The organism is Promicromonospora xylanilytica (assembly GCF_054782895.1).
In genome coordinates this window covers 476410-501480 of record NZ_BAAGRP010000007.1, presented here as the reverse complement: position 1 = coordinate 501480, position 25071 = coordinate 476410, and the positions used below count along the sequence as shown (strand labels likewise).

General features: G+C 71.2%; 25 protein-coding genes. 12 read left to right on the top strand and 13 right to left on the bottom strand.

All coding sequences use genetic code 11. The features are described 5' to 3' along the window. Positions 1-121: 121 nt before the first annotated feature. From ACYVK7_RS10020 to ACYVK7_RS10010, 3 genes are all read left to right on the top strand, one after another. The gene (locus ACYVK7_RS10020) at positions 122-883 is read left to right on the top strand and encodes an SDR family NAD(P)-dependent oxidoreductase (RefSeq protein WP_460887539.1); all 762 of its coding nucleotides are present in this window, start codon (positions 122-124) and stop codon (positions 881-883) included. A gap of 147 nt (positions 884-1030) precedes the next feature. Further along, positions 1031-2152, top strand: a complete 1122-nt coding sequence (locus ACYVK7_RS10015; protein ID WP_460887538.1) for an Rv2578c family radical SAM protein — start codon at positions 1031-1033, stop codon at positions 2150-2152. Between the two features lie 120 nt (positions 2153-2272). Further along, positions 2273-4024, top strand: a complete 1752-nt coding sequence (locus tag ACYVK7_RS10010; RefSeq protein WP_460887537.1) for an alpha/beta fold hydrolase — start codon at positions 2273-2275, stop codon at positions 4022-4024. Between the two features lie 64 nt (positions 4025-4088). Here ACYVK7_RS10010 and ACYVK7_RS10005 read toward each other — a convergent pair whose 3' ends face one another. The 10 genes from ACYVK7_RS10005 to ACYVK7_RS09960 form a co-directional block, all read right to left on the bottom strand. Continuing rightward, the gene (locus ACYVK7_RS10005) at positions 4089-5303 is read right to left on the bottom strand and encodes a pyridoxal phosphate-dependent aminotransferase (RefSeq protein WP_460887536.1); all 1215 of its coding nucleotides are present in this window, start codon (positions 5301-5303) and stop codon (positions 4089-4091) included. Positions 5304-5346: 43 nt separating this feature from the next. Beyond that, on the bottom strand, positions 5347-5814 hold the full coding sequence (locus ACYVK7_RS10000) for a PPOX class F420-dependent oxidoreductase (protein ID WP_460887535.1): 468 nt from the start codon (positions 5812-5814) through the stop codon (positions 5347-5349). 58 nt (positions 5815-5872) lie between these two features. Continuing rightward, complete coding sequence (locus ACYVK7_RS09995) at positions 5873-7117, bottom strand: SseB family protein (RefSeq protein ID WP_460887534.1); 1245 nt, start codon at positions 7115-7117, stop codon at positions 5873-5875. Between the two features lie 64 nt (positions 7118-7181). Beyond that, positions 7182-7520, bottom strand: coding sequence for a hypothetical protein (locus ACYVK7_RS09990; RefSeq protein ID WP_460887533.1), 339 nt, complete (start codon positions 7518-7520; stop codon positions 7182-7184). Next, a complete protein-coding gene (locus ACYVK7_RS09985) occupies positions 7517-9202 on the bottom strand; it encodes a polymorphic toxin-type HINT domain-containing protein (protein ID WP_460887532.1) in 1686 nt (561 codons plus the stop codon). The genes ACYVK7_RS09990 and ACYVK7_RS09985 overlap by 4 nt, the downstream gene beginning before the upstream one ends. A gap of 56 nt (positions 9203-9258) precedes the next feature. Further along, complete coding sequence (locus ACYVK7_RS09980; RefSeq protein WP_460887531.1) at positions 9259-9549, bottom strand: hypothetical protein; 291 nt, start codon at positions 9547-9549, stop codon at positions 9259-9261. 184 nt (positions 9550-9733) lie between these two features. Beyond that, entirely contained in the window at positions 9734-10120 is a 387-nt protein-coding gene (locus tag ACYVK7_RS09975) for an Imm32 family immunity protein (protein ID WP_460887530.1), read from the bottom strand. A gap of 2 nt (positions 10121-10122) precedes the next feature. Continuing rightward, positions 10123-10314, bottom strand: a complete 192-nt coding sequence (locus ACYVK7_RS09970; protein ID WP_460887529.1) for a hypothetical protein — start codon at positions 10312-10314, stop codon at positions 10123-10125. Positions 10315-10407: 93 nt separating this feature from the next. Beyond that, positions 10408-10938, bottom strand: coding sequence for an SMI1/KNR4 family protein (locus ACYVK7_RS09965; RefSeq protein ID WP_460887528.1), 531 nt, complete (start codon positions 10936-10938; stop codon positions 10408-10410). A gap of 3 nt (positions 10939-10941) precedes the next feature. Further along, the gene (locus tag ACYVK7_RS09960) at positions 10942-12813 is read right to left on the bottom strand and encodes a polymorphic toxin-type HINT domain-containing protein (protein WP_460887527.1); all 1872 of its coding nucleotides are present in this window, start codon (positions 12811-12813) and stop codon (positions 10942-10944) included. A gap of 302 nt (positions 12814-13115) precedes the next feature. On the opposite strand from ACYVK7_RS09960, the gene aspS reads away from it, so the two are divergent. The 5 genes from aspS to ACYVK7_RS09935 all read left to right on the top strand — a co-directional run bounded on the left by aspS (position 13116) and on the right by ACYVK7_RS09935 (position 17578). Then, the gene (gene aspS, locus ACYVK7_RS09955; protein ID WP_460887526.1) at positions 13116-14906 is read left to right on the top strand and encodes an aspartate--tRNA ligase; all 1791 of its coding nucleotides are present in this window, start codon (positions 13116-13118) and stop codon (positions 14904-14906) included. Further along, complete coding sequence (locus ACYVK7_RS09950) at positions 14903-15682, top strand: GNAT family N-acetyltransferase (protein ID WP_460887525.1); 780 nt, start codon at positions 14903-14905, stop codon at positions 15680-15682. The genes aspS and ACYVK7_RS09950 overlap by 4 nt, the downstream gene beginning before the upstream one ends. Positions 15683-15781: 99 nt before the next feature. After that, on the top strand, positions 15782-16300 hold the full coding sequence (locus ACYVK7_RS09945) for a DUF4190 domain-containing protein (protein ID WP_460887524.1): 519 nt from the start codon (positions 15782-15784) through the stop codon (positions 16298-16300). A gap of 130 nt (positions 16301-16430) precedes the next feature. After that, positions 16431-16931 carry a DUF4190 domain-containing protein gene (locus tag ACYVK7_RS09940; RefSeq protein WP_460887523.1) on the top strand — a complete coding sequence of 167 codons (501 nt, stop codon included), beginning with the start codon at positions 16431-16433 and terminating at the stop codon, positions 16929-16931. Positions 16932-17065: 134 nt separating this feature from the next. Continuing rightward, the gene (locus ACYVK7_RS09935; RefSeq protein ID WP_460887522.1) at positions 17066-17578 is read left to right on the top strand and encodes a DUF4190 domain-containing protein; all 513 of its coding nucleotides are present in this window, start codon (positions 17066-17068) and stop codon (positions 17576-17578) included. 1 nt (position 17579) lies between these two features. On the opposite strand, the gene ACYVK7_RS09930 is transcribed toward ACYVK7_RS09935, so the two are convergent. Then, entirely contained in the window at positions 17580-19004 is a 1425-nt protein-coding gene (locus ACYVK7_RS09930; RefSeq protein ID WP_460887521.1) for an FAD-dependent oxidoreductase, read from the bottom strand. A gap of 106 nt (positions 19005-19110) precedes the next feature. Here ACYVK7_RS09930 and ACYVK7_RS09925 point away from each other — a divergent pair, with 106 nt between their 5' ends. After that, positions 19111-19683: a TetR/AcrR family transcriptional regulator gene (locus ACYVK7_RS09925; protein WP_460887520.1), complete on the top strand. Its 573-nt coding sequence runs from the start codon at positions 19111-19113 to the stop codon at positions 19681-19683. Positions 19684-19704: 21 nt separating this feature from the next. Here ACYVK7_RS09925 and ACYVK7_RS09920 read toward each other — a convergent pair whose 3' ends face one another. Together ACYVK7_RS09920 and ACYVK7_RS09915 are read right to left on the bottom strand one after the other, a co-directional pair. Further along, positions 19705-21036 (bottom strand): sensor histidine kinase, encoded by a 1332-nt coding sequence (locus ACYVK7_RS09920; protein ID WP_460887519.1) that lies wholly within the window; start codon positions 21034-21036, stop codon positions 19705-19707. Next, positions 21036-21734 carry a response regulator transcription factor gene (locus ACYVK7_RS09915; protein ID WP_460887518.1) on the bottom strand — a complete coding sequence of 233 codons (699 nt, stop codon included), beginning with the start codon at positions 21732-21734 and terminating at the stop codon, positions 21036-21038. Before ACYVK7_RS09915 ends, ACYVK7_RS09920 begins: the two co-directional genes overlap by 1 nt. Positions 21735-21860: 126 nt before the next feature. Here ACYVK7_RS09915 and ACYVK7_RS09910 point away from each other — a divergent pair, with 126 nt between their 5' ends. Genes ACYVK7_RS09910 through ACYVK7_RS09900 form a run of 3 tightly spaced genes read left to right on the top strand, consistent with a single transcriptional unit; the run spans position 21861 to position 24918 of the window. Continuing rightward, entirely contained in the window at positions 21861-22973 is a 1113-nt protein-coding gene (locus tag ACYVK7_RS09910) for a LolA family protein (protein WP_460887517.1), read from the top strand. Continuing rightward, entirely contained in the window at positions 22970-23983 is a 1014-nt protein-coding gene (locus ACYVK7_RS09905; RefSeq protein ID WP_460887516.1) for an ABC transporter ATP-binding protein, read from the top strand. Before ACYVK7_RS09910 ends, ACYVK7_RS09905 begins: the two co-directional genes overlap by 4 nt. Next, entirely contained in the window at positions 23980-24918 is a 939-nt protein-coding gene (locus ACYVK7_RS09900) for an ABC transporter permease subunit (protein ID WP_460887515.1), read from the top strand. Before ACYVK7_RS09905 ends, ACYVK7_RS09900 begins: the two co-directional genes overlap by 4 nt. Positions 24919-25071: the final 153 nt, after the last annotated feature.

Sequence of the window (25071 nt, the reverse complement as noted above, 5' to 3'; positions counted from 1 at the left end):
CACAGGACTGGAGACGTCTGGATGCTGTCCTTGCCGTTTCATGGCGCGTTTCTGTCGGGTGTGGGTTCTGATATTGGTTCACCCGCCCAGGCGTCCTGGGTGGATCGCGGAAGGTGATCTGATGGCGAACGTTCTGGTGACGGGCGCGTCCCGAGGGATCGGGCGTGCGATCGCGGTGGCTCTTGCTGGTCGTGGCGATCGGGTCGCTGTGCACTACGGCTCCGATCTCGCGTCCGCTGAGCAGACGCTCGGATTGCTCGCCGGTACGGGGCACACGGTCGTGGGCGGGGACCTGAGCCGGCCCGAGGGTGCCGAGACCACCGTCACGGCGGCGGCACGGGCGCTCGGAGGAATCGACGTCCTGGTCAACAACGCGGCGCTCGCGCCCAGTGCACGTCACCATCATCCGATCGCGACCGTGAGCTACGAGGACTGGCAACGAAGCTGGCGGGAGATGGTCGACGTCGACCTGATCGCGGCGGCGAACGTGACGTATCTCGTGGCACGTCAGATCATCGCCAGGGGCTCAGCGGGGGTCATCGTGAACATCGGCTCCCGGGACGCGTTCCGCGGCGAGCCGGAGTTCCCCGCGTACGGGGCGGCGAAGGCGGCGCTGCACGCCTTCGGGCAGTCGATGGCGGTCGCGCTCGCGCCGCACGACATCGCGGTGGCGTCGGTCGCGCCCGGATTCGTCAGCTCCGAGCGCCAGGCCGAGAAGTTGTCGGGCCCTACGGGTGACTCCGTGCGTTCGGAAAGCCCGTTCGGCCGGGTGGGGACGCCGCAGGAGGTCGCGCATGCGGTGCTGTACCTCACCTCACCGGGGGCCGCCTGGGCATCAGGAGCGATCCTTGACCTCAACGGCGCGTCCCACCTGCGCACCTGAGGACCCGCTTCTCTCGGAGCCTCCGCGACGTGGGAGCCGTCCGACAAGGACCGCCGGCCGCGGGTGATGCCTCAGCACTGACCGGCGGTCCTCCCGGCAGGCGGCCTCGTGACTTGACGCCGGTTCGAACGAGTGTTCGAATCAGGTATGCGATGGCAAGGTCAGGCGATCAATCATGACGACGGTGCGCTTCCAGGGCTCGAGCTGCCCGGGTTGCGCACCGCCGGCCTGCTGCGGACCGTCAGGTCGCCGGAGTTCGCGGGCGTGACGTTCCACGAGGTGCTGGCCAAGAGCGCGCTGTCGAAGGTTCCGGCGGTGTCGCAGATGCCGTTCCGGTGGACGGTCAATCCCTATCGTGGCTGCTCCCATGCCTGTTTTTACTGCTTTGCTCGAAACACCCACGAATATCTCGACCTCGACGCCGGGCACGACTTCGACTCCCAGGTCGTCGTCAAGGTCAACGCCGACCAGGTGCTCCGCGCCGAGCTGGCCAAACCCTCCTGGACCCACGAGGCCGTCGCGCTCGGCACCAACACCGACCCGTACCAGCGGGCCGAGGGGCGTTACCAGCTCATGCCCGGCATCATCTCGGCGCTCGCGGACTCGGGCACGCCGTTCTCGATCCTCACCAAGGGCACGCTCCTGCGGCGTGACCTGCCGCTGCTGGAACGGGCCGCCGAGAAGGTGGACGTCGGGCTCGGGGTGTCCCTCGCCTTCGCCGACACGCCCGCCGGCAAGACGCTGCAGCATGCCGTGGAGCCGGGCACGCCGTCGCCGCGCGCCCGCCTCGACCTGATCCGCGCGATCAGGGCGGCCGGCCTGCCGTGCGGCGTCATGGTCGCGCCTGTCCTGCCGTGGCTCACGGACTCGCTCGCCCACCTCGAACGGCTCCTGGACGACGTGGCCGACGCCGGTGCGACCGGCGTCACCGTGCTGCCGCTGCACCTGCGTCCCGGGGCCCGCGAGTGGTACCTGGGCTGGCTCGAACGGGACCATCCGCACCTGGTGGAGGGCTACGGCAGGGTCTATGCGCGTGGTGCCTACGCGCACAAGGGCTACCGGGACTGGCTCTGGGAACGGGTGCGGCCGCTCATCGAGGAGCGTGGACTGGGCGGTGCCGCCATGCACCGCGCCCGAGCGGCCGGCGCGCACGAGGGCGGCCGGCACGCGGAGGGCGACTACCCGCGCGGCGCCTTCGGCGGCGTACGCGCCGACGGCACCGGAGCGGCGTCGTTGGTGGCGGACGTCGGAGGCGAGACCCTGTTCTGAGGCAGCAGCCGGTGACCGGCCGACGCCACTGCCCGGCCCGCCCGCGCGCTGGACGAAGCGCGCCGGCGCGCGCCCGAACTTTCGTTGTGCCTCCGGGCGTGGGCTGTTTCACTCGACGCCATGACCTTGCGCTCGACGGCGTCGCGCCGAGCACGCGCGGCCCTCACCCCCACCCTGTCCCTGCTCTTCGTCGGCTCGCTCCTCGCCGTGGGCGCGGTGCCCGCCCGGTCGGCGACCGCCGCATCACCATCACCCGCAGCACCCGCGGCGGTAGGGGCGAGCACACCGTCCGAGACCATCGTTCCTGGGTCCGCCGAGGACATCTCCTGGTCCTCCTGCGAGGGCGCGGAAGCCTTCGACTGCGCCACGGTCGAGGTGCCCTCCGACTACGACGAGCCGCAGGGAGCGACCACCAGCGTCGCGGTGACCCGCCTGCGGGCCCTGGACCAGGAGAACCGCATCGGCAGCGTGCTGGTCAACTTCGGCGGACCGGGAGGGCCGGGCGTCTCGACACTGCACCTGCTCGGCGAGGACCTCTTCGACGAGTCCGTCCGCGAGCGGTTCGACATCGTCAGCTTCGACCCGCGTGCGGTCGGCACGTCCGACCCCGCCACCTGCTTCCCGTCGGCGGAGGCCGAGCAGGACTTCCTCTCGTCCAGCCTGGCGCTCCCGCTGACCAGGACCGAGAATGCTCGCTTCCTCGGGGAGGCGGCGGCGCTCGGGACGGCGTGCACGGTGTTCGGTGGCGACCGCATCGCGACGGCGTCCACCGCCAACGTGGCCCGCGACATGGATGTGCTGCGGCAGCGGCTGGGCGACGACGAGCTCACCTATGTCGGGTACTCGTACGGCACCCTCCTCGGTGCGACGTACGCGGCGCTGTTCCCGGACAACGTGCGTGCCCTGGTGCTCGACGGCACCGTCGACCCGCGGGCCTGGACCGGCCCGGCCGACGGCGAGCTGTTCGGTACCCGCCTGCGGCAGGCGGAGGCCGGCACCGAGACGTACGGCGAGTTCGTGCGGCTGTGCGCCGAGGCGGGGGAGCGCTGCGCCCTGAACGCCCTCGGACACCCCGCCGAGGTGGTCGAGGACCTCTACGCGGCTGTGAAGGAGGGGCCCGTCGAGGTGCCGCTGGGCGACGGGACCACCGTCGAGCTGGGATACGCCTACGTGGTCCAGCAGGTCTTCTTCTCGATGTACGGCGCGGCGGGCTGGCCGGACCTGGCGGCACTCCTCGCCGAGCTCGCGGTCCTGGCGGACGTCGTCCCGCCGTCGGCGGCGAGGGCGTTGGACGGCGGCCCGTCCATCAGCGAGCTGCTGCGCCGCCTCGGTATCACGGAGGACTACGAGTCCGTGGGCGGCGGCCTCGCGAGCCTGTGCGTGGACGCCGACTTCTCGGGCTCGCCCTGGTCCTACCCGCGCAAGGTCGCTGAGCTCGACGAGCAGTACCCGCACTTCGGGCTGTTCCGCGGCTGGGTGGGCGTCCACTGCGAGTTCGTCCCCGTCCAGGACGAGGACGCGTACGACGGCCCCTGGGAGCAGACCACGCAGCGGCCCGTGCTCGTGATCGGCACCCGGTTCGATCCCGCCACGCACTATGGCTTCACGGCGCCCTACGCGGCCCTGTGGCCGGACGCGCGGATGCTCACCGTGGAGGGCTGGGGCCACACGACGGTAGGCGTGAGCGAGTGCGCCGACGCAGCGATCGGGCGGTACCTCGTCACTCTCGAGGCCGACGACGGCGCGGTGTGCCGGCAGGACCTGGTGCCCTTCGCACCGGGCACGCTGCGGGACGACGCGCGGCCGACCCTGCCCACGCCTCGGGTGCCGGTGCTCCCGGGTACGACGCCTGTGCTCGGCTCCGGACGCTGACTCACGTTCGCTGGTCGAGCCTGTCAGGGTCCGGGTCTCGACGGGCTCGACCAGCGGGAGCGAGTCAGGCGCGCAGAGTCTCCAGGTGCTCGGCGATCCGGCCGATCGCCTCGGTGAGCACGTCGACGTCGGGCAGCGTGACCAGGCGGAAGTGGTCCGGCTGCGGCCAGTTGAACCCGGAGCCGTGCGTGACCAGGATCTTCTTGTCGCGCAGCAGGCCGATCACGAACGCCTCGTCGTCCTTGATCCGGTACACCTCGGGGTCCAGACGCGGGAAGCAGTACAGCGCTCCGCGCGGCCGCACGGACGTGACGCCGGGGATCTCGTTGAGCAGCTTGTCGGCGAGCATGGACTGCTCGTAGAACCGGCCGCCGGGCACGATGAGCTGGTCGATCGACTGGTAGCCGCCCAGCGCCGTCTGGATGGCGTGCTGCGCCGGCACGTTGGCGCACATGCGCATGTTCGCCACGAGGGTGAGACCCTCGATGAAGTCCGCGGCGCGGTGCCTGGGGCCCGAGATCATGGCCCAGCCCGAGCGGTAGCCGCAGATCCGGTACGCCTTGGACAGGCCGCTGAACGTGATGCACAGGACGTCGTCGCCGGCGTAGGTGGCGGTGTGGTGATGGGTGGCGCCGTCGAACAGGATCTTCTCGTAGATCTCGTCGCTCAGCAGCACCAGGTCGTGCTTGCGCGCCAGCTCCGCCAGGCCCTTGACCGTCGACTCGCTGTACACGGCGCCGGTCGGGTTGTTCGGGTTGATGACCACGAGCGCCCTGGTGGCGGGGGTGATCAGCGACTCGATGTTCTCCAGGTCCGGGTTCCAGCCGTTGTCCTCGTCGCACAGGTAGTGCACGGGCGTGCCGCCCTGCAGGCTCACGGCCCCGGTCCACAGCGGGTAGTCCGGCGCGGGGACCAGCACCTCGTCGCCGTCGTCGATCAGGGCCTGCAGCACCAGGCTGATCATCTCGGACACGCCGTTGCCGACGTAGACGTCGTCGACATGGGCGTCGAGGCCGTGCGACTGGTAGTAGTGCGCCACAGCCGTACGAGCCGAGTAGATCCCACGGCTGTCGCTGTAGCCCTGCGCCTCGGGCAGGTGGTGGATCATGTCCGCGAGGATCGCCTCGGGCGCCTCGAACCCGAACGGCGCGGGGTTGCCGATGTTCAGCTTGAGGATCTTGTGACCCTCTGCCTCCAGCCGGTACGCCTCCTCGAGGATGGGACCCCGGACGTCGTAGCGGACGGACTTCAGCTTGCGGCTCTGCCTGATCTCTCGCACCGGCACATGTTCTCAGACCGCGGGGCCGGCTCAGGCGACGTCGTCACTCCGCGAGCCGCGCGGGGAACCCGCCCGTCGCGATCGGGCCCCAGCGCTCGATGGTGATCCGCACGAGCGACTTGCCCTGCTCGACCATGGCGGCGCGGTACTCGTCCCAGTCCGGGTGCTCCTTGCCCGCCGCGGCACGGAAGTAGTCCACGAGCGGTTCGACGGACTCGGGGACGTCCAGCACCTCGGCGGTGCCGTCCACCTGCACCCAGGCCTCGTCGAAGCCCTCACCGAGCGCCATGAACGACGCGGCGGGCCGCTTCTTCAGGTTGCGCACCTTGGCGCGCTCCGGATACGTCGAGACGACGACGCGCCCCTGCGGGTCCACGCCGTACGTGACGGGGCTGAGCTGCGGGGCGCCGTCGGCCCGGCCGGTTACGAGGATCCCGTTGCGGCGCGAGCGGAGGAACTCCAGCAGCTCGTCGCGGGTCACTGTCGTGTTGGTAGCGATCGTCCTGGCCATGCGCAGAGGCTACGCCAGGGGAGGGGCCCCGGGTGTGCGTACCGGGGCTCCTCCCGGGTCAGACGCCGGCGGGGCTCGGCGTCGCCGGCGCGGGAGCGGCAGGGCCCGGCTCGGCGGGACCGGCCTCCGGCGCGGCGTCCGTGGGCGCGTCCTCGCTCGGCCGGCCGAGGATCCACTCGGTGGAGAACAGGATCTTGTCGGTCAGCCGGAGCATCTCGTCGCGGATCCCGACGTGCGGCGTCGAGAACGCCAGTCGTGCGACGGACTGCTTGCCCGGCGCCTCGGCCCAGTAGTCGATCAGGAGCAGGGGCACGTCCTGACCACCGACCTCCTCGGAGCCGTGCGTGAGCCGGATGTGCCGCAGGAACGGCCCCGACAGCGTCTCGGTGCGCGTCAGGGCGTCGTCCGGGCCGGGGTTGGCGCCGAGCCGGTCCTGGATGCGCTGGAGGTGGCTGGCGCTGCCCGCCTCGGGGCCCAGGTCGTGCCAGTACAGGGTCACGTTCAGCGCGAGCGTGGCCTCCTGGCCGGGCAAGAGGAGGTAGGCCATGGCCTTGCCGCCCGCGGCATCGGCCTTGTCGGCCACCTCGATCATCTTCTCGCGCAGGTCACGGCGCAGGGGAGCGGAACGGTCGCCCAGCTTCGCCGTCTGCTGCTTGACGATCTCGCGGATCTGGCGCTCACGCTGCTCGGGCTCGTCGAGCTCGATGATGGCCCAGTGGTCGGGCAGGTTCATCTCGATGCCGATACCGCGGAACCCGCCGGGGTCCTCGACCGTGCCGAGGGCGTGCAGGGCCTCGCCGCTGATCCCGGCGCCGGTCTCGTCGAACAGGCCGGTGGGGTCGTCGGCGGGGGGCTCGGGGTCGAGGAGGGCAAGGGTCTCGGCGACCCCCAACGTCATCGGGCTGGGCCCGGCGGGGTCGATGACCACTTGCTGGAGCGCGTCGCCGTGCCTCTTGATGAACGGAGCCAGCGAATCGCGCCTGCGCAGGCTGAAGGCCCGGTCCGGCGCGTCTCCCAGGAACTCGCCAAGAGTCTGGGTCGAGGAGAACAGGTGCAGCTGGTAGGGCTTGACGGAGCCCTCCGGTGTGGGGAACACCTGGATCTGGGGTGTGCCGTCCCCGCGGTCGAGGATCGGCACGACGACGGCGTCGTCCTGCAGCGCCTCGCCCACGGCGGCTCGGTCACCCGTCGCAAGGGCCAGGGCAAGGGCGGGAGAGCCGATGTCGGTCTGGGGATCGACGGTCGGGCCGGGGCTCTCACTGTCGGATCCGAGAGGTGCCACGGGGGACGATTCGTCGTTCATACCTGAGGGTCTCCTTCGTTCCGGTCCTGACGGGGGCTGTTCCGGGACGGACGTGGTGCACGTATCACGAGGAGGCTTCTTCTGAACGCGCGACGAACGTCCAGGCCACTGCGTCGTGAGGGGTGATGGTGGGTCTGTCGTGCACCTCTTGTGCGATCGTGACGGAGACGTGCTCCCCCAGCAGCATGGAGAGTTCTTGGGCGATTTCCTCGAGATCCTCCGTGTCCGCATCGCCAATCTCCCGCAGCTGGCACGTGAGGGTCACGTTGAGGCCGTCGACGGCGACCCCGAGTGCCAGAGCGCCCCGCGGGACGAGCCCGAGGGATGCCTGGGTCGTCTGAGCGATGATGTAGTTCTCCCACACGGGGGCGTTGCCCAGATCTTCTGGTGTCGGCAGTGTCATGGGGTCCATCCTGGGGTTGTAGGAACGACGCTTGGGCTGGCGCTTCCCTTGATGAAGAAGGTGTTGGTCGGCTGGTCCGGGAAGCCGGCTCTCGGGTTGTGGTTGAAAGCCGTGACATTCGGCGACTCCACGCCGATGAACGCATCCGGTCCGGTGCCCTTGAGCCCGATCACCGTGGCCGTTCCATCGTGGAATTCGTCGAGAACCTTCTGCGCATCCCCGACGTTCTCGGCCTTGAAATATCCACCATGGCGGTAGCCCGGGCCTTCGACGTGTCTCGCCTGCTTCTGCGTGCTGATCCTCGTACTGATCTTCGCCCGGTCGATGACCTCCCCGCTCCTCGCCGTGACCAGATCCGGCGGCTTGGGTGCGTGCGCGTTGTGGGCCAGGACCGGTGTGGTGCCAGCGTGGACGTAGTAGTTGTGGTTGTTCTCGACGTGGAAGTTGTAGACGTTCTCGATGTCGGCGAGGTCGCGTTCCTCGACCTCGACAGACTCCAGGATGGTGGTGCCGTCGGGGGTGATCAGCACGTCACCGGGGCGCAGGTTGCCTGCCATCTGCCAGCCGCGGCCCTCGACCATGAACGGGTGCTCGGCCGTGGTGGAGACGGTCGCGCCGTTGATGGTCAGGTGGTGCAGGGTGACGGTCTGGTGCACGAACGTCTCGGCGACCAGCTGCAGTTCATCGAGGCCTGTTGCGAGGTTGCGGGTCCAGACCTTGTCCCCGACGACGATGTCCTCGATCGGCTTGGTGCCGTCCGCGGTCAGCACGGGCGTCCCGGCCACGAAGCAGGTGCTGAACCCGAGCCTGCAGTTCTTGCCCGACTTCAGCCCCTGCTTGACCGCGGTCTTGCTGATGCCCTTGGCTAGCCCGGTCGCGGCCTTGGCAGCGGCACCCAGGCCGATCAGAGACAATGCCGCACCCGCGATCGCCAGCCCCGCCTCCGCCCAGGATCTTTCACCCGTCGCGGCGAGCGTAATGTTCGCGACCGCGGACACTATCGCCGCGATCGCGGCTATCACTATGAGAACCCCCGCCAGGGCGGTACCGACGACGGGGATGAACGCGACGATGATCGCGAGGATCCCCGCGATCGTGGAGATCATGTCCGCGATATCAGCGATCGCCGCGACGAGCTTGGAACCCCAGTTGTCCCACCACCCATCATTCAGATCATCCGAAGAAGTGATCTCCTCGATCTGATCGACCGCATGCCCCGCCGCGCGGTCCCGGTCCGAGACCGCGGTCTCCACGGTGGACTTCGCCGAAGCGAGCACCCCCGCGGCCTGGTCGGCGTCACCGCTCGCCTGCTGGGCCTTCTGCTCGTACTCGGCCTTCTCGGTCTCGTCCTTCGCGCTGTCGGCGAGGTCCTGCCACCGGTCCTTGGACCCCGCAGCGGCCTGTGCGGCGTCCTGCGCGTCCCGCGCCCGGTCCAACGCAGCCAGCGTCTCCGCCTGCACCCGCTCCAGGGAGGACGCGTACCCGACCAGGGCGTCACCCGCGGCGACGTAACGGGAGTGGGCTTTGCGGATCTCGCCGATGGTGTCTTCCTTGGCACTCATCAGAGAGTCCACGGCCTGCGAGATCGTCCCCTCGACGTCCAGCCGGGACATGGCGGAGGCGGCGTTGTCGATCGAGCGGGCGACCTCCTGATACTCCTGCCCACCAGAGAGCACCAGCACCGGATCACCCGGCGTCGGATCCGCATCCAAACCCACCGGCGACCAATCGGATGGCCTCACGCGCCTTCGCCCGAGATGCCCTTGGCCAGGTCGCCATCGACCTGCGTGAACGCGTCAGCCACCTGGGTCGAGGCGTCCGCCAGCTTGCGCAGGTTGTCCGTCATCTTGCCGCGTGTGTCGTCCCACTTGTGTGCGAAGTCCCGCACCACGCCGGACAAGCCCTCGTGCCCCACGGCCCCTGCGATCCGGTCACTGTTCGCGTTCGCGTTCTCGAACTCGTTCGCCACCGTCGTCAGGCTCGAACCCAGCTCCCGCACCGCATCCAGATCCACCTTCAGATCAGCCATCGCACACCGCCTTTTCGCCGTCAGTCACCGTCTGATCAGCGAGGATACTGGGCGCTCGTGCAGCGGGCCATGGGTTTAGGTACCCATGGCCACTGGCCGCGTGATACCTGCTACACCTTCAGCCTGCGGCTCGGGTCAAGTCCAGCCAGGGCTGGTGGTGATGTTCCCGCCGAGCGAGAGCGCGTCACGGCTGATCGAAGGTCACGACTACGGGAGCGCCGCCTTCGGCAAGGTAGAAATGGTCCGGGAACCACTCGACGTGCCAGTGCTCGCCGGGCTTCCCTTCCCGCGCGAAGTCGACGAGGTTCTCCGCCAGGACTTTCCGGCTCGCCTGGCTTCCCGTGATCCGCATCGCGGCTGCGCTCTCGTCGTGATCGATCAGCACCAGCGCGTCGGTGGGCTCGACCCGCACGGAGGCGAGTGCCTCGTCGTAGGGCCAGATTCTCTCCGGGGCCTCGACCTCGATCGTCGCCGAAGCGTTGGCGACCGCCGCAGCCAACGTGGCAAGGCCTTCGGGATCGGCTCTGATCTCCATCTCGCGGGTCTCGGCGTGCCGCCTGAGGTGGATCATGCTCAGCTGCCCTTCGGTCCGAAGCGGTTGCAGGGTGTGGCGGAGCTCAGAGCGCGAGGCTGCCCGCGCCGCCGCGAGGAACTCGTGGAGGGCAGGTGCTCGAGCGACTGTCCTTCGATCAGGGACGCGGTGATGTCGGCTCCTATCGCGTTGGCGAGCCAGTCAGCGACGGTGCTCTGTTCCTCGACGGTCATCGCTGAGAAGGTGACCCCGATCGTCGAGGCGTCCGCCGCGGGCCATGGGTCGAGGCACCCATGGCCCGCTGTCCGCCTGAGGTGAAGGTCGTCCTACGCGGGATAGGCCCGGAAGGTCTGGGTGCGGTCGAGGAACCCTTCGGCGAAGAACGTGCTCCGCACGGTGTTCTGCTGCACTCCACGCAGGAAGTCCGTGGTCGTCGTCTCGAACCGTTCCCACGCGTCGCCGTCGGCGTTCTGGACGTAGATGGGGTACGGGTCATCGACGGCCGCCTCCGGCTCGACGAGCCAGTAGAGCACCGGGCCGGTGCCGGTGCTGGCCCAGGCGATGAGCCGTGCGCCGGTCGGCAGGTCGTCGGGCGGGGTGGAGAACTCGTTCTCCCAGAAGATCTGCAGGTCCTCGAACACGCCGTTCGAGTCGAGCAGGTTCCGGTCGCTGTACTGCTCGCCCGGCGCGTAGACCCGGATGTAGTCGAACCAGAGGCCGGCGCCTCCGGCGTCGACCAGCGCCCGGTAGTCCTGCGGGATCCGGAGCTGCAGGACGTTCTCGGCCTGCTCCCAGTCGAAGGGCTCGCCGGGCGGGACCAGTCCTCCGGCGTCGATCAGCTCATCCAGGCTTGCCATGCGTCATGACCTCGTTCCGAAGAAGAATCCATCTGCGTTCTTGGTGATGTTCCCAGCCTTCACCTCAGCACTGAGCAGGGGCAGGTCAGTGTTGGGCAGGGTGTAGTCGAGCTTGTAGCCGTTCGACCCCTGACCGCTGAGGTGAATCGAGTGCGGGACGTTCGATGACCCGTTGTACTGCGGCGTCACTTTGTACAGTACGTCCTCGCCGTTCTCGACCACCTTGCGCACCTCGCCCTCGATGGCGCGCTGCCAGGGGTTGTTCGACCGGTTGTACTGGGACACGAAGTTGGCCGCGTGGTTGTTCGGCCCGCCCAGCTGTGCGCCGTGCAGGTGTCCCGCCTGGTGGATGGACGGGTCGTAGTCCAGCGGCTTGACCGACGGGTTGGTCGAGCCACCGATGTTGTTCTTGGTGAGCTTGGCCTCGATGCCGGAGGGCCTGCCGAGCCCGTCGACCTTGTAGCTGGCGCCGTTGATCTTGTAGGTGTGGTTCTTCTTCAGGTCTGCGGCGTGCACGGCGTTGTGGACCAGGACGAGCGTGTCGCCCGCGTGCACGTAGTAGTTGTGGTGGGTCTCGACGTGGAAGTTGTAGACCGTCTCCACGTCGGCGTCGGTGCGCTGTTCGGTCTCGATGGCCTCGACCGGAACGGTGGTGCCCTCGGGGGTGACGAGCAGGTCGCCGACCTTGAGGAACGCGGCGTCGATCCAGCCGCGGCCGTGCACCATGAACGGGTGCTCCGCCGTCGTGGAGACGACGACGCCCGCGATGGTCAGGTGGAACAGCTCGGTCGTGGTGCGGACGAACGTCTCGACGACGAGCTGCAGCTCGTCCCGTCCGGTGACGACGTCACGGGCCCAGACCTTGTCCCCGACCCGGATCTCCTCGATCGCTCTGGGGCCGTCCGGGGTATGGATCAGGGTGCCGGCGACGAAGCACTTCCCGAACCCGAACTTGCAGGTCTTGCCCGACCGCAACGCACCCTTGCTGATCCCCTTCGCGAGCCCTGTCGCGGCCTTCGCCGCCGCACCGAGACCGATCAGGGACAGCGCCGCACCGGCGATCGCGAGCCCCGCCTCCGCCCACGAACGTTCACCCGTCGCGGCCAGGGTGATGTTCGCGACCGCACTGACTATCGCCGCGACCGCCGCGATGACGATCAGCACCCCGGCCAGGGCGGTACCGACGACGGGGATGAACGCGACGATGATCGCCAGGATCCCCGCGATGGTGGAGATCATGTCGGCGATGTCAGCGATCGCCGCGACGAGCTTGGAACCCCAGTTGTCCCACCACCCATCATTCAGATCATCGCTGGAGGTGATCTCCTCGATCTGATCGACCGCATGCCCGGCCGCGCGGTCCCGATCCGACACGGCGGTCTCGACCGTGGACTTCGCGGACGCGAGCACCCCCGCGGCCTGGTCGGCGTCCCCGCTGGCCTGCTGGGCCTTCTGTTCGTACTCGGCTTTTTCGGTCTCGTCCTTCGCGGAGTCGGCCAGGTCCTGCCACCGGTCCTTGGAGCCCGCAGCCGCCTGCGCCGCGTCCTGCGCCTCCCGCGCCCGGTCCAACGCCGCCAGCGTCTCCGCCTGCACCCGCTCCAGAGAGGACGCGTACCCGACCAGCGCGTCACCCGCCGCGACATAGCGGGAGTGGGCCTTGCGGATCTCACCGATGGTGTCTTCCTTGGCCTCCATCAGAGAGTCCACGGCCTGCGAGACCGTCCCCTCCACATCGAGACGACTCATCGCGGAGGCGGCGTTGTCGATCGACCGAGCGACCTCCTGATACTCCTGCCCACCCGCCAGCACCAGCACCGGATCACCCGGCGTCGGATCCGCATCCAAACCGACGGGCGACCAATCAGACGGCCTCACGCTGCCTTCTCCCGCATGCCGTCCCGCTTGTGCCTCAGATCAGCCATCGTGCACTGCCCTTTCACCGTTGGTCACCCGTCTGACCAGGGAGGATACCGGGCGCTCTGGCGGTGGCTCATGGGTTGAGGTACCCATGGCCGCCAACCGCGGCGGACGATACCGGCGACCCGGCCCGCAAGGCAGCCGGGGCAGGGAACCAGCACCACCGATTAGACTTCCGACGGCGCACGCTGCGTCCCGCCGTCGGACAGCCCCCGGGCGACGAACGGCGGAAACCCACCCCACGCTGGAAGGACCTCTCAGTGCTCCGCACCCACACGGCCGGCTCACTACGGGCCGAGCACATCGGCCAGACCGTCACCCTCACGGGCTGGGTCGATCGCCGCCGTGACCACGGGGGAGTGGCGTTCATCGACCTGCGTGACGCCTCCGGCATCGCCCAGGTCGTCATCCGGGACGAGGAGATCGCCCACCCGCTGCGCGCGGAGTTCGTGCTGCAGGTGACCGGCGAGGTCGGCCGCCGCCCCGAGGGCAACGCCAACCCCAACCTCGCCACGGGCGAGATCGAGGTCGTCGCCACCGAGGTCGTCACGCTCAACGAGTCGGCGCCGCTGCCGTTCCAGGTCTCCACCGCCCTCGCCGAGACCGAGGTGATCGGTGAGGAGGCGCGCCTCAAGCACCGCTACCTCGACCTTCGCCGTCCTGCCCCCGCCACCGCGCTGCGCCTGCGCGCCAAGGCCAACCAGGCCGCGCGCCGCGTGCTGGACGAGCAGGACTTCGTCGAGATCGAGACGCCGACCCTCACCCGGTCCACCCCGGAGGGTGCCCGCGACTTCCTGGTCCCGGCCCGACTGGCGCCCGGCTCCTGGTACGCGCTGCCGCAGTCGCCGCAGCTGTTCAAGCAGCTCCTCATGGTCAGCGGCATGGAGCGCTACTACCAGATCGCCCGCTGCTACCGCGACGAGGACTTCCGCGCGGACCGCCAGCCGGAGTTCACGCAGCTCGACGTCGAGATGAGCTTCGTGGAGCAGGACGACGTCATCGCGCTCGGCGAGAAGATCCTCCAGGCGCTGTGGGCGCTGATCGACGTCGAGATCCCGACGCCCATCCAGCGCATGACGTTCCACGACGCCATGCGCCTCTACGGTTCCGACAAGCCCGACCTCCGCTTCGGCAACCCGATCGTGGAGCTCACCGACTTCTTCAAGGACACGCCGTTCCGCGTCTTCCAGGCGGAGTACGTGGGCGCCGTCGTGATGCAGGGCGGGGCGGCGCAGCCGCGGCGCCAGTTCGACGCCTGGCAGGAGTGGGCCAAGCAGCGCGGAGCGCGCGGCCTCGCGTACGTGACGTTCTCGGACGAGGGCGAGCTCGGCGGCCCGGTCGCCAAGAACCTGTCCGACGACGAGCGGGCGAACCTCGCGAAGGTCACCGGCGCGGAGCCGGGCGACGCGGTGTTCTTCGCCGCGGGCAAGACCTCTGACTCCCGGTCGCTGCTCGGCGCCGCGCGCGTCGAGATCGCGCACCGGACCGGCCAGATCGACGAGGACGCCTGGGCGTTCGTCTGGATCGTGGACGCGCCCCTGTTCAAGCCGGCGGGCGAGGACGACGACGTCGACCTGGGCTCGTCCGCGTGGACCGCGGTGCACCACGCCTTCACGTCGCCGACGCCCGAGTGGATCGACAGGTTCGAGCAGGAGCCGGGCGAGGCGCTCGCCTATGCCTACGACATCGTCTGCAACGGCAACGAGATCGGCGGCGGCTCGATCCGTATCCACCGCCGCGACGTGCAGGAGCGGGTCTTCGAGGTCATGGGCATCGGGCCGGAGGAGGCGCAGGAGAAGTTCGGCTTCCTGCTCGACGCGTTCGCGTTCGGCGCCCCGCCGCACGGCGGTATCGCGTTCGGCTGGGACCGCATCGTGGCGCTGCTGACGAAGTCGGCCTCGATCCGCGACGTGATCGCGTTCCCGAAGTCGGGCGGCGGGTTCGACCCGCTGACCGCCGCGCCGGCACCGATCACGCCCGAGCAGCGCAAGGAGGCCGGCGTCGACTTCCAGCCGGAGCCCGCAGCGCCCGTGGCGGCCACCACGGCGTGACCCGGCTGGGCCGGCACGGGCTCGACCACGTCTTCCACGCCGCCCGGAACGACTTCCTCGACGTCGTCCGGTCGTGGACGGACACCACGGGACCGGACGACGCCGGTGCGGCCGGCGTGGTCGAGCTCGTCGACCCGACCGGTGAGCGGGCCGGACTCGTCTACACGGCGGTGGGCGAGCCGGAGCGCGTGGCGGCTCTGCTCCGCACGGTGACGCCGGGTGGGCCGGTGCGCCGAGCCACGCTCACCCGCGGGACCGGGGCCCTGGCCGGAGACACGCTCTCCGGTTGGGGCCTCGTGCCCGGCGCCACCTGGGACCGGATGGCCACCGAGGCGGCGCCGGACGTGCCCGCCGCGGACGGCGCCGTCGTGGAGCTGCTCGACCTGGACCGCGACGCCGACGAGATCGCGGCCCTGCTCGCCGTGGCCAACCCGGCCACACGGCAGGGCGTGCGCGGTCCCCGGGCGCACCGGGCCCGCTGGTACGGGGTCCGGATGCGACCCGACGGGGCCGCAGGCCGGGCGGGGTCACTCGTCGCGGTCGGGTCGGCGACACCGGTCCCGGGCACCGCGGTCCACCTCGGCGCGATCGGGACGCTGCCGCCGTTCCGTGGCCGGGGGTACGCCGCGGCGCTGACGGCGCGCATGACCGCCGACGGCGTCGCCGAGAGCGGGTTGGTGACCCTCGGGCTGTACGACGATAACGCCGCCGCGCGGAGGATCTACGAGCGGCTCGGCTTCGTGCTGGCGCACGAGGTCGAGACGTGGCACCGCTGACCCCGCGTGTTTACCGGGCGTGCCTGCGGTAACACTGCTTAGGTGGACGTGGGGCGCCGGTCCCGGCGCCTGACAGCTCGCACCCCGAGAGGCAGCCTCATGACCGAGAACGAAGGCGGCGCACCCCGCGACCCCCGGCGGGACCCGGAGACACCGCCCACGCAGCCCGTGCCGGAGTCGTCACTGAACGCGGAGCAGCCGCCGGGCACGCCGACGGATCCCCTCTCGAACGAGGCCGCGGGGCAGCCTGGCCCGCAGACCCCCTACGGCATGCCGGGCGCGCCCGTCGCCCAGCAGCACGGCTACGCGCCGTCGCCGCCCAAGAACGACCTGGGTGTCTGGTCGCTGGTCACGGGAATCCTCAGCTACGTGTTCTGCCCGCTGCTGCTCGGCATCGCTGCCATCATCACCGGCACCATGAGCCGCAGGGCCGCCGACGAGGGCCTCGCGAACAACCGTGGGATGGGCACAGCCGGTCTCATCCTCGGCTGGATCAACGTGGCCCTGTCGTTGCTCGCCATCGTCTTCTTCGTGATCGCCATCGCGGCGGGTCTGTTCGCCGGGGGCGTCGGCAACTTCTACGAGATGAACGAGATGGGGGACATGAGCGGCTACTGATCCTCCCACCTGCGCGGACGTGGGTAGGCCTCCCCATGCGTACGGAGTGCCGCACCCCGTGTCCGGCCTGTAGGTTTGGGACCTCCGCGCCGGATCAGTCCCGGCACAACGCAAGCAGAGAGGCAGCACGATGACCCAGCCTGACGGTGGCCAGTCGCCGTACGACCCGCCGCAGCAGCCGCAGCAGCCCGAGCAGGGCCAGCCGGTGCCGCCGGCGGGGGCAGCTCCGGGCGAGCCGTCGCCGTACCAGCAGACGCCGTTCCCGCAGGCGCCGCAGGGCCCGGCCTACGCACAGGGCGGGCAGCCGTACGCCTACGGCGCGCCGCTGCCGAAGAACAGCCTCGGCGTGTGGTCGCTCGTGCTCGGCATCCTGGCAGTGCTGGGCTGTGGCCTGCTCACCGGTATCGCCGCCATCATCACCGGGCACAAGAGCCGCAAGGCCCAGCAGGAGGGCCAGGCGGACAACGGCGGCATGGGCCTCGCCGGCATCATCACCGGCTGGATCGGCATCGCGTGGACCACGGTCTACGTCATCATCATGATCTTCTTCGTGGGCATGGCGATCAACGACCCGTCGTTCCAGGAGGGCTTCGAGCAGGAGCTCGAGAGCGGCTACTCCGAGAACTACTGAGCCGTCCCGCACAGCAGTCACGGTGCAGCCCGGCGCACCCGGGGTGAGATGTCCCATCTCGCTCCGGGCGCGCCGGGCTGACCTGTAGGTTGATGCCTGCGCCGCCCGGCGCGCCGAGCATGGAAGGCAGCACGATGACCCAGCCCGACGGGTGGCAGTCCCCGTACGACCCGCCGCAGCAGAACACCCCGGCACCTGGCCAGGCCCCGGCGCCGAGCCCCGCTCAGCCGCCGTACCCGCCGCAGCCCTACCTGCCCCAGCCGTACCAGCAGGGTGCCCCCTACCAGGCCGGGCCGTACCAGCCGCAGCCGGTGTACGGAGCCGCGCCCTACGGGTACGCCGCGCCCCCGGAGAAGAACGCGCTCGGCGTGTGGTCGCTCGTCCTCGGCATCCTCAGCATCGTCATGCTGTTCAGCTGCTTCGTCGGCATCCTCGCGGGCATCCCCGCCGTGATCACGGGACACCTGAGCCGCAAGGCGCACAAGGAGGGCCTGGCGGACAACCCCGGCCTGGCCCTCGGCGGCATCATCACGGGCTGGGTGACGATCGGCCTGACGCTCCTGGCGGGCATCCTCATCGGCGTCCTGTTCAGCATCCCGGAGTTCCGCGAAGGGTTCTTCAGCGAGTCCAGCTCGTCCTACCCGTGACCTACCGGACCGCGACCGGGGTGTCGGGGGCGGCGGCGTCGGCCACGTAACCGTCGGGGCGGACCAGCAGGGTGGTGGCGCCGCCGTCGGCCCGGCGGGTCAGGACACGCTCTGCCGGGTCCACCTCGCCGAGCGTCGCCGGCAGGCCGACGGCCGGGGCCCCGGCGGGGGCGACCAGCACGAACCGGCCCGCGCGCAGCGCCTCGGCGAGCCGCGTGCCGCCCTCCAGGGGCAGGTCACGCGCCCGGGTGCCGACCAGGGGATGGGTACCGCGGGGCCGTGGGTACGCGATGCCCAGCGCGGAGATGAACCCCGCCGCCCGCCGTCGGACCGGCGCCGCCCGCGAGACGATGCCGACGCCGACGGCGCTCGCGAGCCTGGCGAGCGGGCCACGGCGGGTCGCGGCTCGCAGGATGCCGCCGCTCGCGCGCAGCACCTGCCGGCCGACGGGGTGCCGCTCGGCCTCGTAGCCGTCCAGCACCTCCGTGCCCGCGCCCTCGGGCAGCCGGAGGGTCGCGGCGAGCCGCCAGCCGAGGTTGGCGGCGTCCTGCAGGCCTGTGTTCATGCCGAGCCCGCCCGCCGGGCTGTGCACGTGTGCGGCGTCACCGGCGAGGAGGACGCGGCCCTTGCGGTAGGTGGGGGCCTGGCGCTCGTCGGCGTGGAAGCGGGACAGGAACCGCGGCTCGGTCATGCCGAAGTCGTCGTGCAGGGTGGCGCGCGCGATGGCGCGTACCTCGTCGAGGTCGACGGGCTCGTCCTCGCTCACGTCGCGGTCGCCGTGCCAGCCGATGAACCGGTACCAGCCGTCGCCGAACGGGGCGATGAAGCCGAGGGAGTCGTTCGCCGCCGCCACGGTCAGGGTGTCGGCGGGCTCGCGCGCGAGCCGGACGTCGGCGAGGACCATCGACCGGATCACGGCCTGGCCGGGGAAGGGGATACCGACGGCCTCGCGCACCGTCGACCGCGCGCCGTCGGTCCCGACCAGGTAACGGGCGCCCAGGTGGGAGCCGTCGGCGGTGGTGACCGTGACGCCGGTGTCGTCCTGCGTCAGGGACGTGACCTCGCTGTCGTAGCGGAACGTGGCGCCCGCGTGCTCCGCACGCCGGCGGAGCAGCCGTTCCACCTCGTACTGGGGCGTGACGAGCACGTACCGGAAGCGGGAGGGCAGGTCGGTGAGATCGATGGTGAGCCGCTCGAAGAGCCGGACGCTCCGCACCTGCTGACCGTTCGCGACCAGCTCGTCCGCGAGTCCGCGCGCGTCGAGCACCTCGAGGCTGCGGGCATGGACGGCGAACGCGCGCGTGAGGTTGCTCAGCTCCGCAGGACGCTTCTCCAGCACGGTCACGCGGGTCCCCGCGGTGGCGAGGTCCCCGGCGAGCAGCAGTCCCGTGGGTCCCGCTCCGACGACGATGACGTCAGTGTCCATGATGCCCTCCTCCAGGCTTGGCCAACGGTTGTTTGCCAACGCTTGTTGACCACCCTAACGAGCCCGCCGTGCCGAAGTCAACGGTCGTTGGCATACAGTTGTTGGCATGACAGGCCCCGACAGCCCGCCCCGCCGTTCCGACGTGACCCGCACCGCGATCCTCGAGGCGGCTCGGGAACGCTTCGCGTCCGACGGGTACGAGCGTGCGACGGTGCGCGCCATCGCGCACGCCGCGGGGATCGACCCCTCCATGGTCATGCGGTACTACGGCTCCAAGGAAGGCCTCTTCGCCGCGGTGATCGACGTCGAGCTCGACTTCCCCGACCTCGCCGGCCTCGACCCCGACCGGCTGGGCGTCGTGCTGGTCACGCACTTCCTGGAGCTCTGGGAGCGGGACACGGTCCTGCGGACCCTGCTCCGCGTGGGCGTGACGAACGAGTCCGGCGCCGACCGGCTGCGCCAGGTGTTCCGGTCCCAGCTCGTGCCCGCCGCCCGGGCGTTCGTGCAGGACCCTGCCGACGCCGAACGGCGGGCCGCGCTCGTGGCTTCGCAGGTGCTCGGCATGGCGCTGGTGCGGTACGTGCTGCGGTTCGGCCCGGCCGCGGACATGTCGCGGGCGGACGTGATCGCGTGGCTCGCGCCCACCGTGCAGCGGTACATCACGGCACCCGTGCCCTGACCGGGGTTCAGCCGGCCGGGCTCAGCCGGCCCGGCGCCACACGACGGTGAACCGGGCGCCGCCGTCGGGCGACTCGCCGACGGCGACCCGGCCGCCCCGGCGCCGGACGAGCTCCGCGACCAGGGCGAGCCCGAGCCCCGCGCCACCCGAGGTACGTGCCCGGTCGTCCGCGACCCGGTAGAAGCGGTCGAAGATCTTCTCCCGGTGCTCGGGCTGGACGCCGGGGCCGTCGTCGTCGACCAGCACGCGCACCGTGGCCCGGCCGGTGAGCACCGACACCACCACCCGCGTGCGGGTGTACCGGCAGGCGTTGCGCAGCAGGTTGTCCAGGACGAGCTCGATCTCGGTGTGTGCGGCGGATGCCCACGCCCGGCCGGCCATCGCGTTGACCACGATCGGCACCGGCTGCTCGCCGGCGCGCCCCACCGCCGCCTGCACCTCGCCGACCAGGTCGACGGAGTCGGCCGGCGGCAGCTCCCCGGCATCCGAGCGGGCCAGCGCCAGCAGCCCGTCGAGCAGCGCCGACAACCGTTCGGCCTCCGCGAGCACGTCGGCGTGCACCTCGTGCGAGAGCTCGGGGTCGGGGTTGGTCACCGCGACCTCCGACTGCACGCGGATGGACGCGACGGGGGAGCGCAGCTCGTGCGCCGCGTCCCCCGTGAACCGCCGCAGCCTTTCCGTGGTGGCCTCCGTCCGGTCCAGGAGCACGTTGAAGTCGTCGGCCAGGGCACGCAGCTCGCGGGCCGCGGCGTCGGGGACCTCCACGCGCTCACCGGGTGCGAGCCGGCGGACCGACTGCCGCATCCGGGCGACCGGGCGCAGCGCCGACCCGACGGCGAACCAGATCGCCACCCCGGCCACGACGGTACCGACGAGCGCCGTGACCAGCAGCCAGCTGCTGCCCGCCGCCTCGGCGGCCTCCTGCCCCACGAGGCCCGCCCCGACCACCACGAGCCGCTGGCTCCCGTCGGGAGCCGTGACGACCACGCCGTGCCACCGCACCGGGCCCCGGCCGTCCGTGGTGGTGGGGGTCCCGGCCTTGAGGGTGCGCACCTCGTCGCGGGTGAGGCTCGGTGGCGCGCCGTCGTCGACGGGGTCACCGGCGGTGTCCAGGACCCGCACCTCCAGTCCGTCGCGCGGCACCGGGTCCCGTCCCGCCACGACGGCCCGGGTCGCGTCGCTCAGCCCCGCCCGGAGCTCGTCGTCCATGGCGTGCGTCAGCAGCGGCCCGAGCCCCTGGCCGGCGACGGTCGCCAGGCCCAGCAGGCAGGCCAGCGTCACCGCCGTGGCGAGGGCCGTGACCCGCAGGCGCAACGACAGACCGGCCCAGGGTCGACCCCGGGACGCCCTCACTACGGCGCGTCCCCGAGGGGTGGGTCCCCGAGCCGGTACCCCTGCCCCCGCACCGTCCGGACCAGTCCTTCGGCGCCGGCGGCCGACAGCTTGCGACGCAGGTAGCCGACGTACACCTCCACGACGTTCCTGGTCGCCGCCCACTCGTCGCCCCACACCTCGTTCAGCAGCTCCTGCTTGGTCCGCACGGTCCCCGCGCGGGTCGCGAGCACCTCGAGCAGCGCGAACTCGCGAGGGCTCAGGGGCACGTCGGCGTCGTCGTACCGGACCGTGCGGGCCTCCCGGTCGATCGCCAGCGAGCCGATCCGGAGGTCGCCGCGCGCCGTCCCCGCGGACGCCCGGCGCAGGATGGCGCGCAGCTGGGCGAGCAGCACCACGAACGAGAACGGCTTGACCACGTAGCCGTCGGCGCCGAGGTCCAGGCCGTCGGCCTGGTCCACCTCGCCGTCCTTCGCCGACACGAGCAGCACCGGCGTCGACACCCCGGCGGAGCGCAGCTCCTCCAGCACCCGGTAGCCGGACAGGCCAGGGATCATGATGTCCAGGAGAATCGCGTCGAACGACCCGGTGCGCGCCAGCCGGAGCGCCGTCGGTCCGTCGGCGGCGACCGTGACGTCCATGCCCTCGGCGCGCAGACCGCGGTCCAGCGCCTTGCGCACGCCCGGCTCGTCGTCGACCACCAGTATCTGCGGCCTCATGGCTGCCAGCATGCCGCATGGGGCTCGCGGCGTGCGACCGTCCACCTGAGGAAGGTCTCAGCGGGGACCGGGCATCGTTGGACGCATCGGATGCAGCACACTGGTCGAAGAGCGAAGGAGCCGGACATGGGGCCGAGGACGAAGGCATGGGTCGCCGCGGGGTCGGGTATCACGGTCGGTCTCGCGGGACTCGCGCTGAGCGCGCTGCCCGCCGGCGCGGACGACGACCCGACGCTGCCGGAGATCAGCGCGGAAGAGCTGGTCACCTCCGCCCTGGCGGCACGGGCGCCCGCGTTCGCCGGCGTGGCGGAGATGCAGAACGAGCTCGGTATCCCTGCCGTGCCAGGCGCCGAGGCGCTCGACTTCGAGTCGGCCCGCGTGTTCCACGACGGCGGCGAGAGCGCCCGGGTCCAGGTCGAGCGCGAGGCGTCCGAGCTGACGTTCGTCAAGAACGCGGACGAGGCGTGGGCCTACGACTCGCGTGAGCACACCGCGCACCGCCTCACCTGGGACGCGGCCGACGCCGCCGAGGCGAGGAAGCATGCGGAGTCCGGCATGGCGGACCCGTCGCAGGCGGCGGCCGAGATCATCGAGCGCCTCCGGCCGACCAGCGACATCGCGGTGGACGGCACGGCACGCGTCGCGGACCGTGCGGCGTACGAGCTCGTGCTCACGCCGAAGCCGACCGAGAAGACCCTGCTCCGGGAGATCACGATCGCCGTCGACGAGGAGACCCGCGTGCCGCTGCGGTTCGACGTCTTCGCGAACGGCCGCTCCGAGCCGGTGCTCTCCCTCGGGTTCGTCGAGCTCGAGATCGGCGCGCAGGACGCCGAGCTGTTCGAGTTCACGCCACCGGAGGGCGCTGAGGTCGAGACCACCGAGGCGGACGACGCCGGGCGCTCCGCCCGCGACGGTCGTGCTGGCGTGGCGCAGCACGCGTCGACGGTCGGCGACGGCTGGGACACGGTGGTGGTCGGTGAGGCGCCCGAGGGCGCACCCGCGGCCGGCGCTCTCGAGGACGGCGCCCTCGAGGACGGCGCGCCGGGGGACGGGCAGGACCTCAGCGGCATCCTCGCGCAGGTCGGGCAGCCCGTGTCGGGCGAGTTCGGCTCCGGTACGCACGTCCAGGTCGCCGTCGGCGGGGCCGTGATCACCGAGGACGGCCGCATCGCGGCGGGCGCTGTGCCGCGGCAGGTGCTCCTCGACGCCCTGGTGGCCGACTCCCCGGACCAGCAGTGACCACTGCCGGCGCGGCGACGGCGGTACCGGAGGCCAGGAACGGCTCCGGTACCGCCGTCGCGGCGCGCACGCGCGGCCTGCGCAAGGTCTACCGCGGCACGGTCGCGGTGGACGGGGTGGACCTGGAGGTCCCGGAAGGCGCCGTGGTGGGCATGCTGGGACCCAACGGGTCCGGCAAGACGACGACCATCCGGATGCTGCTCGGCCTCGTCGAGCCGACCGACGGCGACATCGAGCTGCTGGGCGTTCCGATGCCGAGGGCCGCCGACCGTGTGCTCCCGCACGTCGGCGCTCTGGTGGAAGGGCCGGGTTTCCACCCGTTCCTGTCCGGCAGGGAGAACCTTCAGCGTCTCGCGGCCGCCGAGCCGCTGCTGTCCGGCAGGGCTCTGGACGGCGCGGTGTCCGCGGCGCTGGAGCGCGTGGGCCTCGCGGCGGCGGCCCGGAGGAAGTACCGCGCGTACTCGCTCGGCATGAAGCAGCGGCTCGGGCTCGCCTCGGCGCTGCTGGCGCCCCGCAGGCTGGTCGTGCTGGACGAGCCGACGAACGGCCTCGATCCAGCCGGCACGCAGGAGGTGCGCCGGATCATCGCGGAGCTGCACGACCAGGGCGTCACGGTGCTGGTCTCCTCCCACCTCCTCGCGGAGGTCGAGGCGACCTGCACCCACGTGGTGGTGCTCAACCAGGGCGTCGTCGTGGCGCAGGGGGCACTCGACGACCTGCTGGAGTCCGGCAGCCCCACGCTGCTGGTCTCCACGCCCGACGGACCGGCGGCTCTCGACGCACTGCGGGACCGCAGGATCCCCGCACGGCTCGCGCCGGACGGCGTCCGCGTGGACACCACGACGACCACCCCCGCGAGCGTGATCGAGACCCTGGTCCGCGCCGGCGCCCGGGTGGACGAGGCCCGGCGTGAGCGCGCGGGGCTCGAGGACGCGTTCGCGCGGCTGACGCACGACGTCGGCGACCTGGTCGGCGAGCTGGAACCCGACGAGCCGGAGGTCGTGCGATGACCGCTCAGGGCCAGGTGGCCGCCCACGCGCCCGCGTCGCCGGGCACCGACGCCGTCCCGGCCGACGTGCTGCCCCCGCGGCGACGCGCCCCCCTCGGGCGTCTGCTGCGTGCCGAGGTGCGCTGGATCTTCCGGCGGCCGCGGACGCTGGTCGTGCTGGGCCTGCTGGTCCTGCTCCCGGTGATCACCGGCGTGGCGGTGGACCTGACCCTCGACGGCGCGGTGCCGGCCGACGCCGGCCCGCCGGGCGGGGCTCCGGGGGCCGGCGGGGGACCGCCGATCTTCGTGACGATGGCCACCAGCGCCTTCGTGCTGCCGCTCGGGTCGCTCATGACGCTCCTGATGCTCATGCTGCCGCTCACGGTGGCGATGGCGGGGGGTGACGCGCTCGCCGGCGAGCAGTCCCACAGCGCCCTGCGGGGCTGGCTGCTCGCGCCGGTGGGGCGCGCCCGGCTCCTGCTGGTCAAGTCGGTGGGGGTGCTCGTCGTCGCGCTGGTCGCGGCCGGGCTGGTCGTCGCGTCGGGCCTGGTGACAGGGTTCGTCCTGGCCGGGACCGACGGCCTGACGTCGATGTCCGGGACGGAGCTGTCGGTCGGCGACGTGCTGTGGCGGCTGGCCGTCGCCGTCGCCTGGGCCACCGTCTACCTGATGGCGATCGGCGCGGTGGCGCTCGCCGTCTCGGCGTCCACCGAGCACCCGATGCTGGTCGTGGTGAGCGTGCTCGGCGGTCTGATCGTCTCCGTCGTGCTGCTGCAGATCTCGGCGCTGGACTGGCTGCACCCCTTCCTGCTGCCGTCCTCGCTGGCCGACCTGGTCGACCTGATCCGGGACCCGGTGTCGTTCGACGGCCTGGCCGAGGGCGCGTTCCGGTCGGTGTGCTACCTCGTGATCGGCCTGTCCATCGCCTACGCCCGCCTCACGACCCGGGACGGCTGAGCGCCCGGGACGGCTGAGCCTCGCGCGCGGGGAGGCGGCAGCGCCTCCCCGCGTGGTCTCCGGCGTGTCCGGTCGGCTAAACGATTAACGCCGTGGGCTGCGCCGACGTCAGGTCCTACGTTTCCGGTGACCGCGCCGCTGATGTCGCACGAG

What these genes read in the sequence shown, in the direction of transcription:
- ACYVK7_RS09930 (WP_460887521.1), bottom strand. Translation starts at nt 19,004, where the DNA reads ATGGACACTGACGTCATCGTCGTCGGAGCGGGACCCACGGGACTGCTG.
- ACYVK7_RS09915 (WP_460887518.1), bottom strand. Translation starts at nt 21,734, where the DNA reads ATGAGGCCGCAGATACTGGTGGTCGACGACGAGCCGGGCGTGCGCAAG.
- ACYVK7_RS09965 (WP_460887528.1), bottom strand. Translation starts at nt 10,938, where the DNA reads ATGGCAAGCCTGGATGAGCTGATCGACGCCGGAGGACTGGTCCCGCCC.
- ACYVK7_RS10010 (WP_460887537.1), top strand. Translation starts at nt 2,273, where the DNA reads ATGACCTTGCGCTCGACGGCGTCGCGCCGAGCACGCGCGGCCCTCACC.
- ACYVK7_RS09980 (WP_460887531.1), bottom strand. Translation starts at nt 9,549, where the DNA reads ATGGCTGATCTGAAGGTGGATCTGGATGCGGTGCGGGAGCTGGGTTCG.
- ACYVK7_RS09940 (WP_460887523.1), top strand. Translation starts at nt 16,431, where the DNA reads ATGACCCAGCCTGACGGTGGCCAGTCGCCGTACGACCCGCCGCAGCAG.
- ACYVK7_RS09970 (WP_460887529.1), bottom strand. Translation starts at nt 10,314, where the DNA reads ATGACCGTCGAGGAACAGAGCACCGTCGCTGACTGGCTCGCCAACGCG.
- ACYVK7_RS10020 (WP_460887539.1), top strand. Translation starts at nt 122, where the DNA reads ATGGCGAACGTTCTGGTGACGGGCGCGTCCCGAGGGATCGGGCGTGCG.
- ACYVK7_RS09935 (WP_460887522.1), top strand. Translation starts at nt 17,066, where the DNA reads ATGACCCAGCCCGACGGGTGGCAGTCCCCGTACGACCCGCCGCAGCAG.
- ACYVK7_RS09900 (WP_460887515.1), top strand. Translation starts at nt 23,980, where the DNA reads ATGACCGCTCAGGGCCAGGTGGCCGCCCACGCGCCCGCGTCGCCGGGC.
- ACYVK7_RS10015 (WP_460887538.1), top strand. Translation starts at nt 1,031, where the DNA reads ATGCGATGGCAAGGTCAGGCGATCAATCATGACGACGGTGCGCTTCCA.
- ACYVK7_RS09990 (WP_460887533.1), bottom strand. Translation starts at nt 7,520, where the DNA reads ATGACACTGCCGACACCAGAAGATCTGGGCAACGCCCCCGTGTGGGAG.
- ACYVK7_RS09975 (WP_460887530.1), bottom strand. Translation starts at nt 10,120, where the DNA reads ATGATCCACCTCAGGCGGCACGCCGAGACCCGCGAGATGGAGATCAGA.
- ACYVK7_RS09995 (WP_460887534.1), bottom strand. Translation starts at nt 7,117, where the DNA reads ATGAACGACGAATCGTCCCCCGTGGCACCTCTCGGATCCGACAGTGAG.
- ACYVK7_RS10000 (WP_460887535.1), bottom strand. Translation starts at nt 5,814, where the DNA reads ATGGCCAGGACGATCGCTACCAACACGACAGTGACCCGCGACGAGCTG.
- ACYVK7_RS09945 (WP_460887524.1), top strand. Translation starts at nt 15,782, where the DNA reads ATGACCGAGAACGAAGGCGGCGCACCCCGCGACCCCCGGCGGGACCCG.
- ACYVK7_RS09925 (WP_460887520.1), top strand. Translation starts at nt 19,111, where the DNA reads ATGACAGGCCCCGACAGCCCGCCCCGCCGTTCCGACGTGACCCGCACC.
- ACYVK7_RS09910 (WP_460887517.1), top strand. Translation starts at nt 21,861, where the DNA reads ATGGGGCCGAGGACGAAGGCATGGGTCGCCGCGGGGTCGGGTATCACG.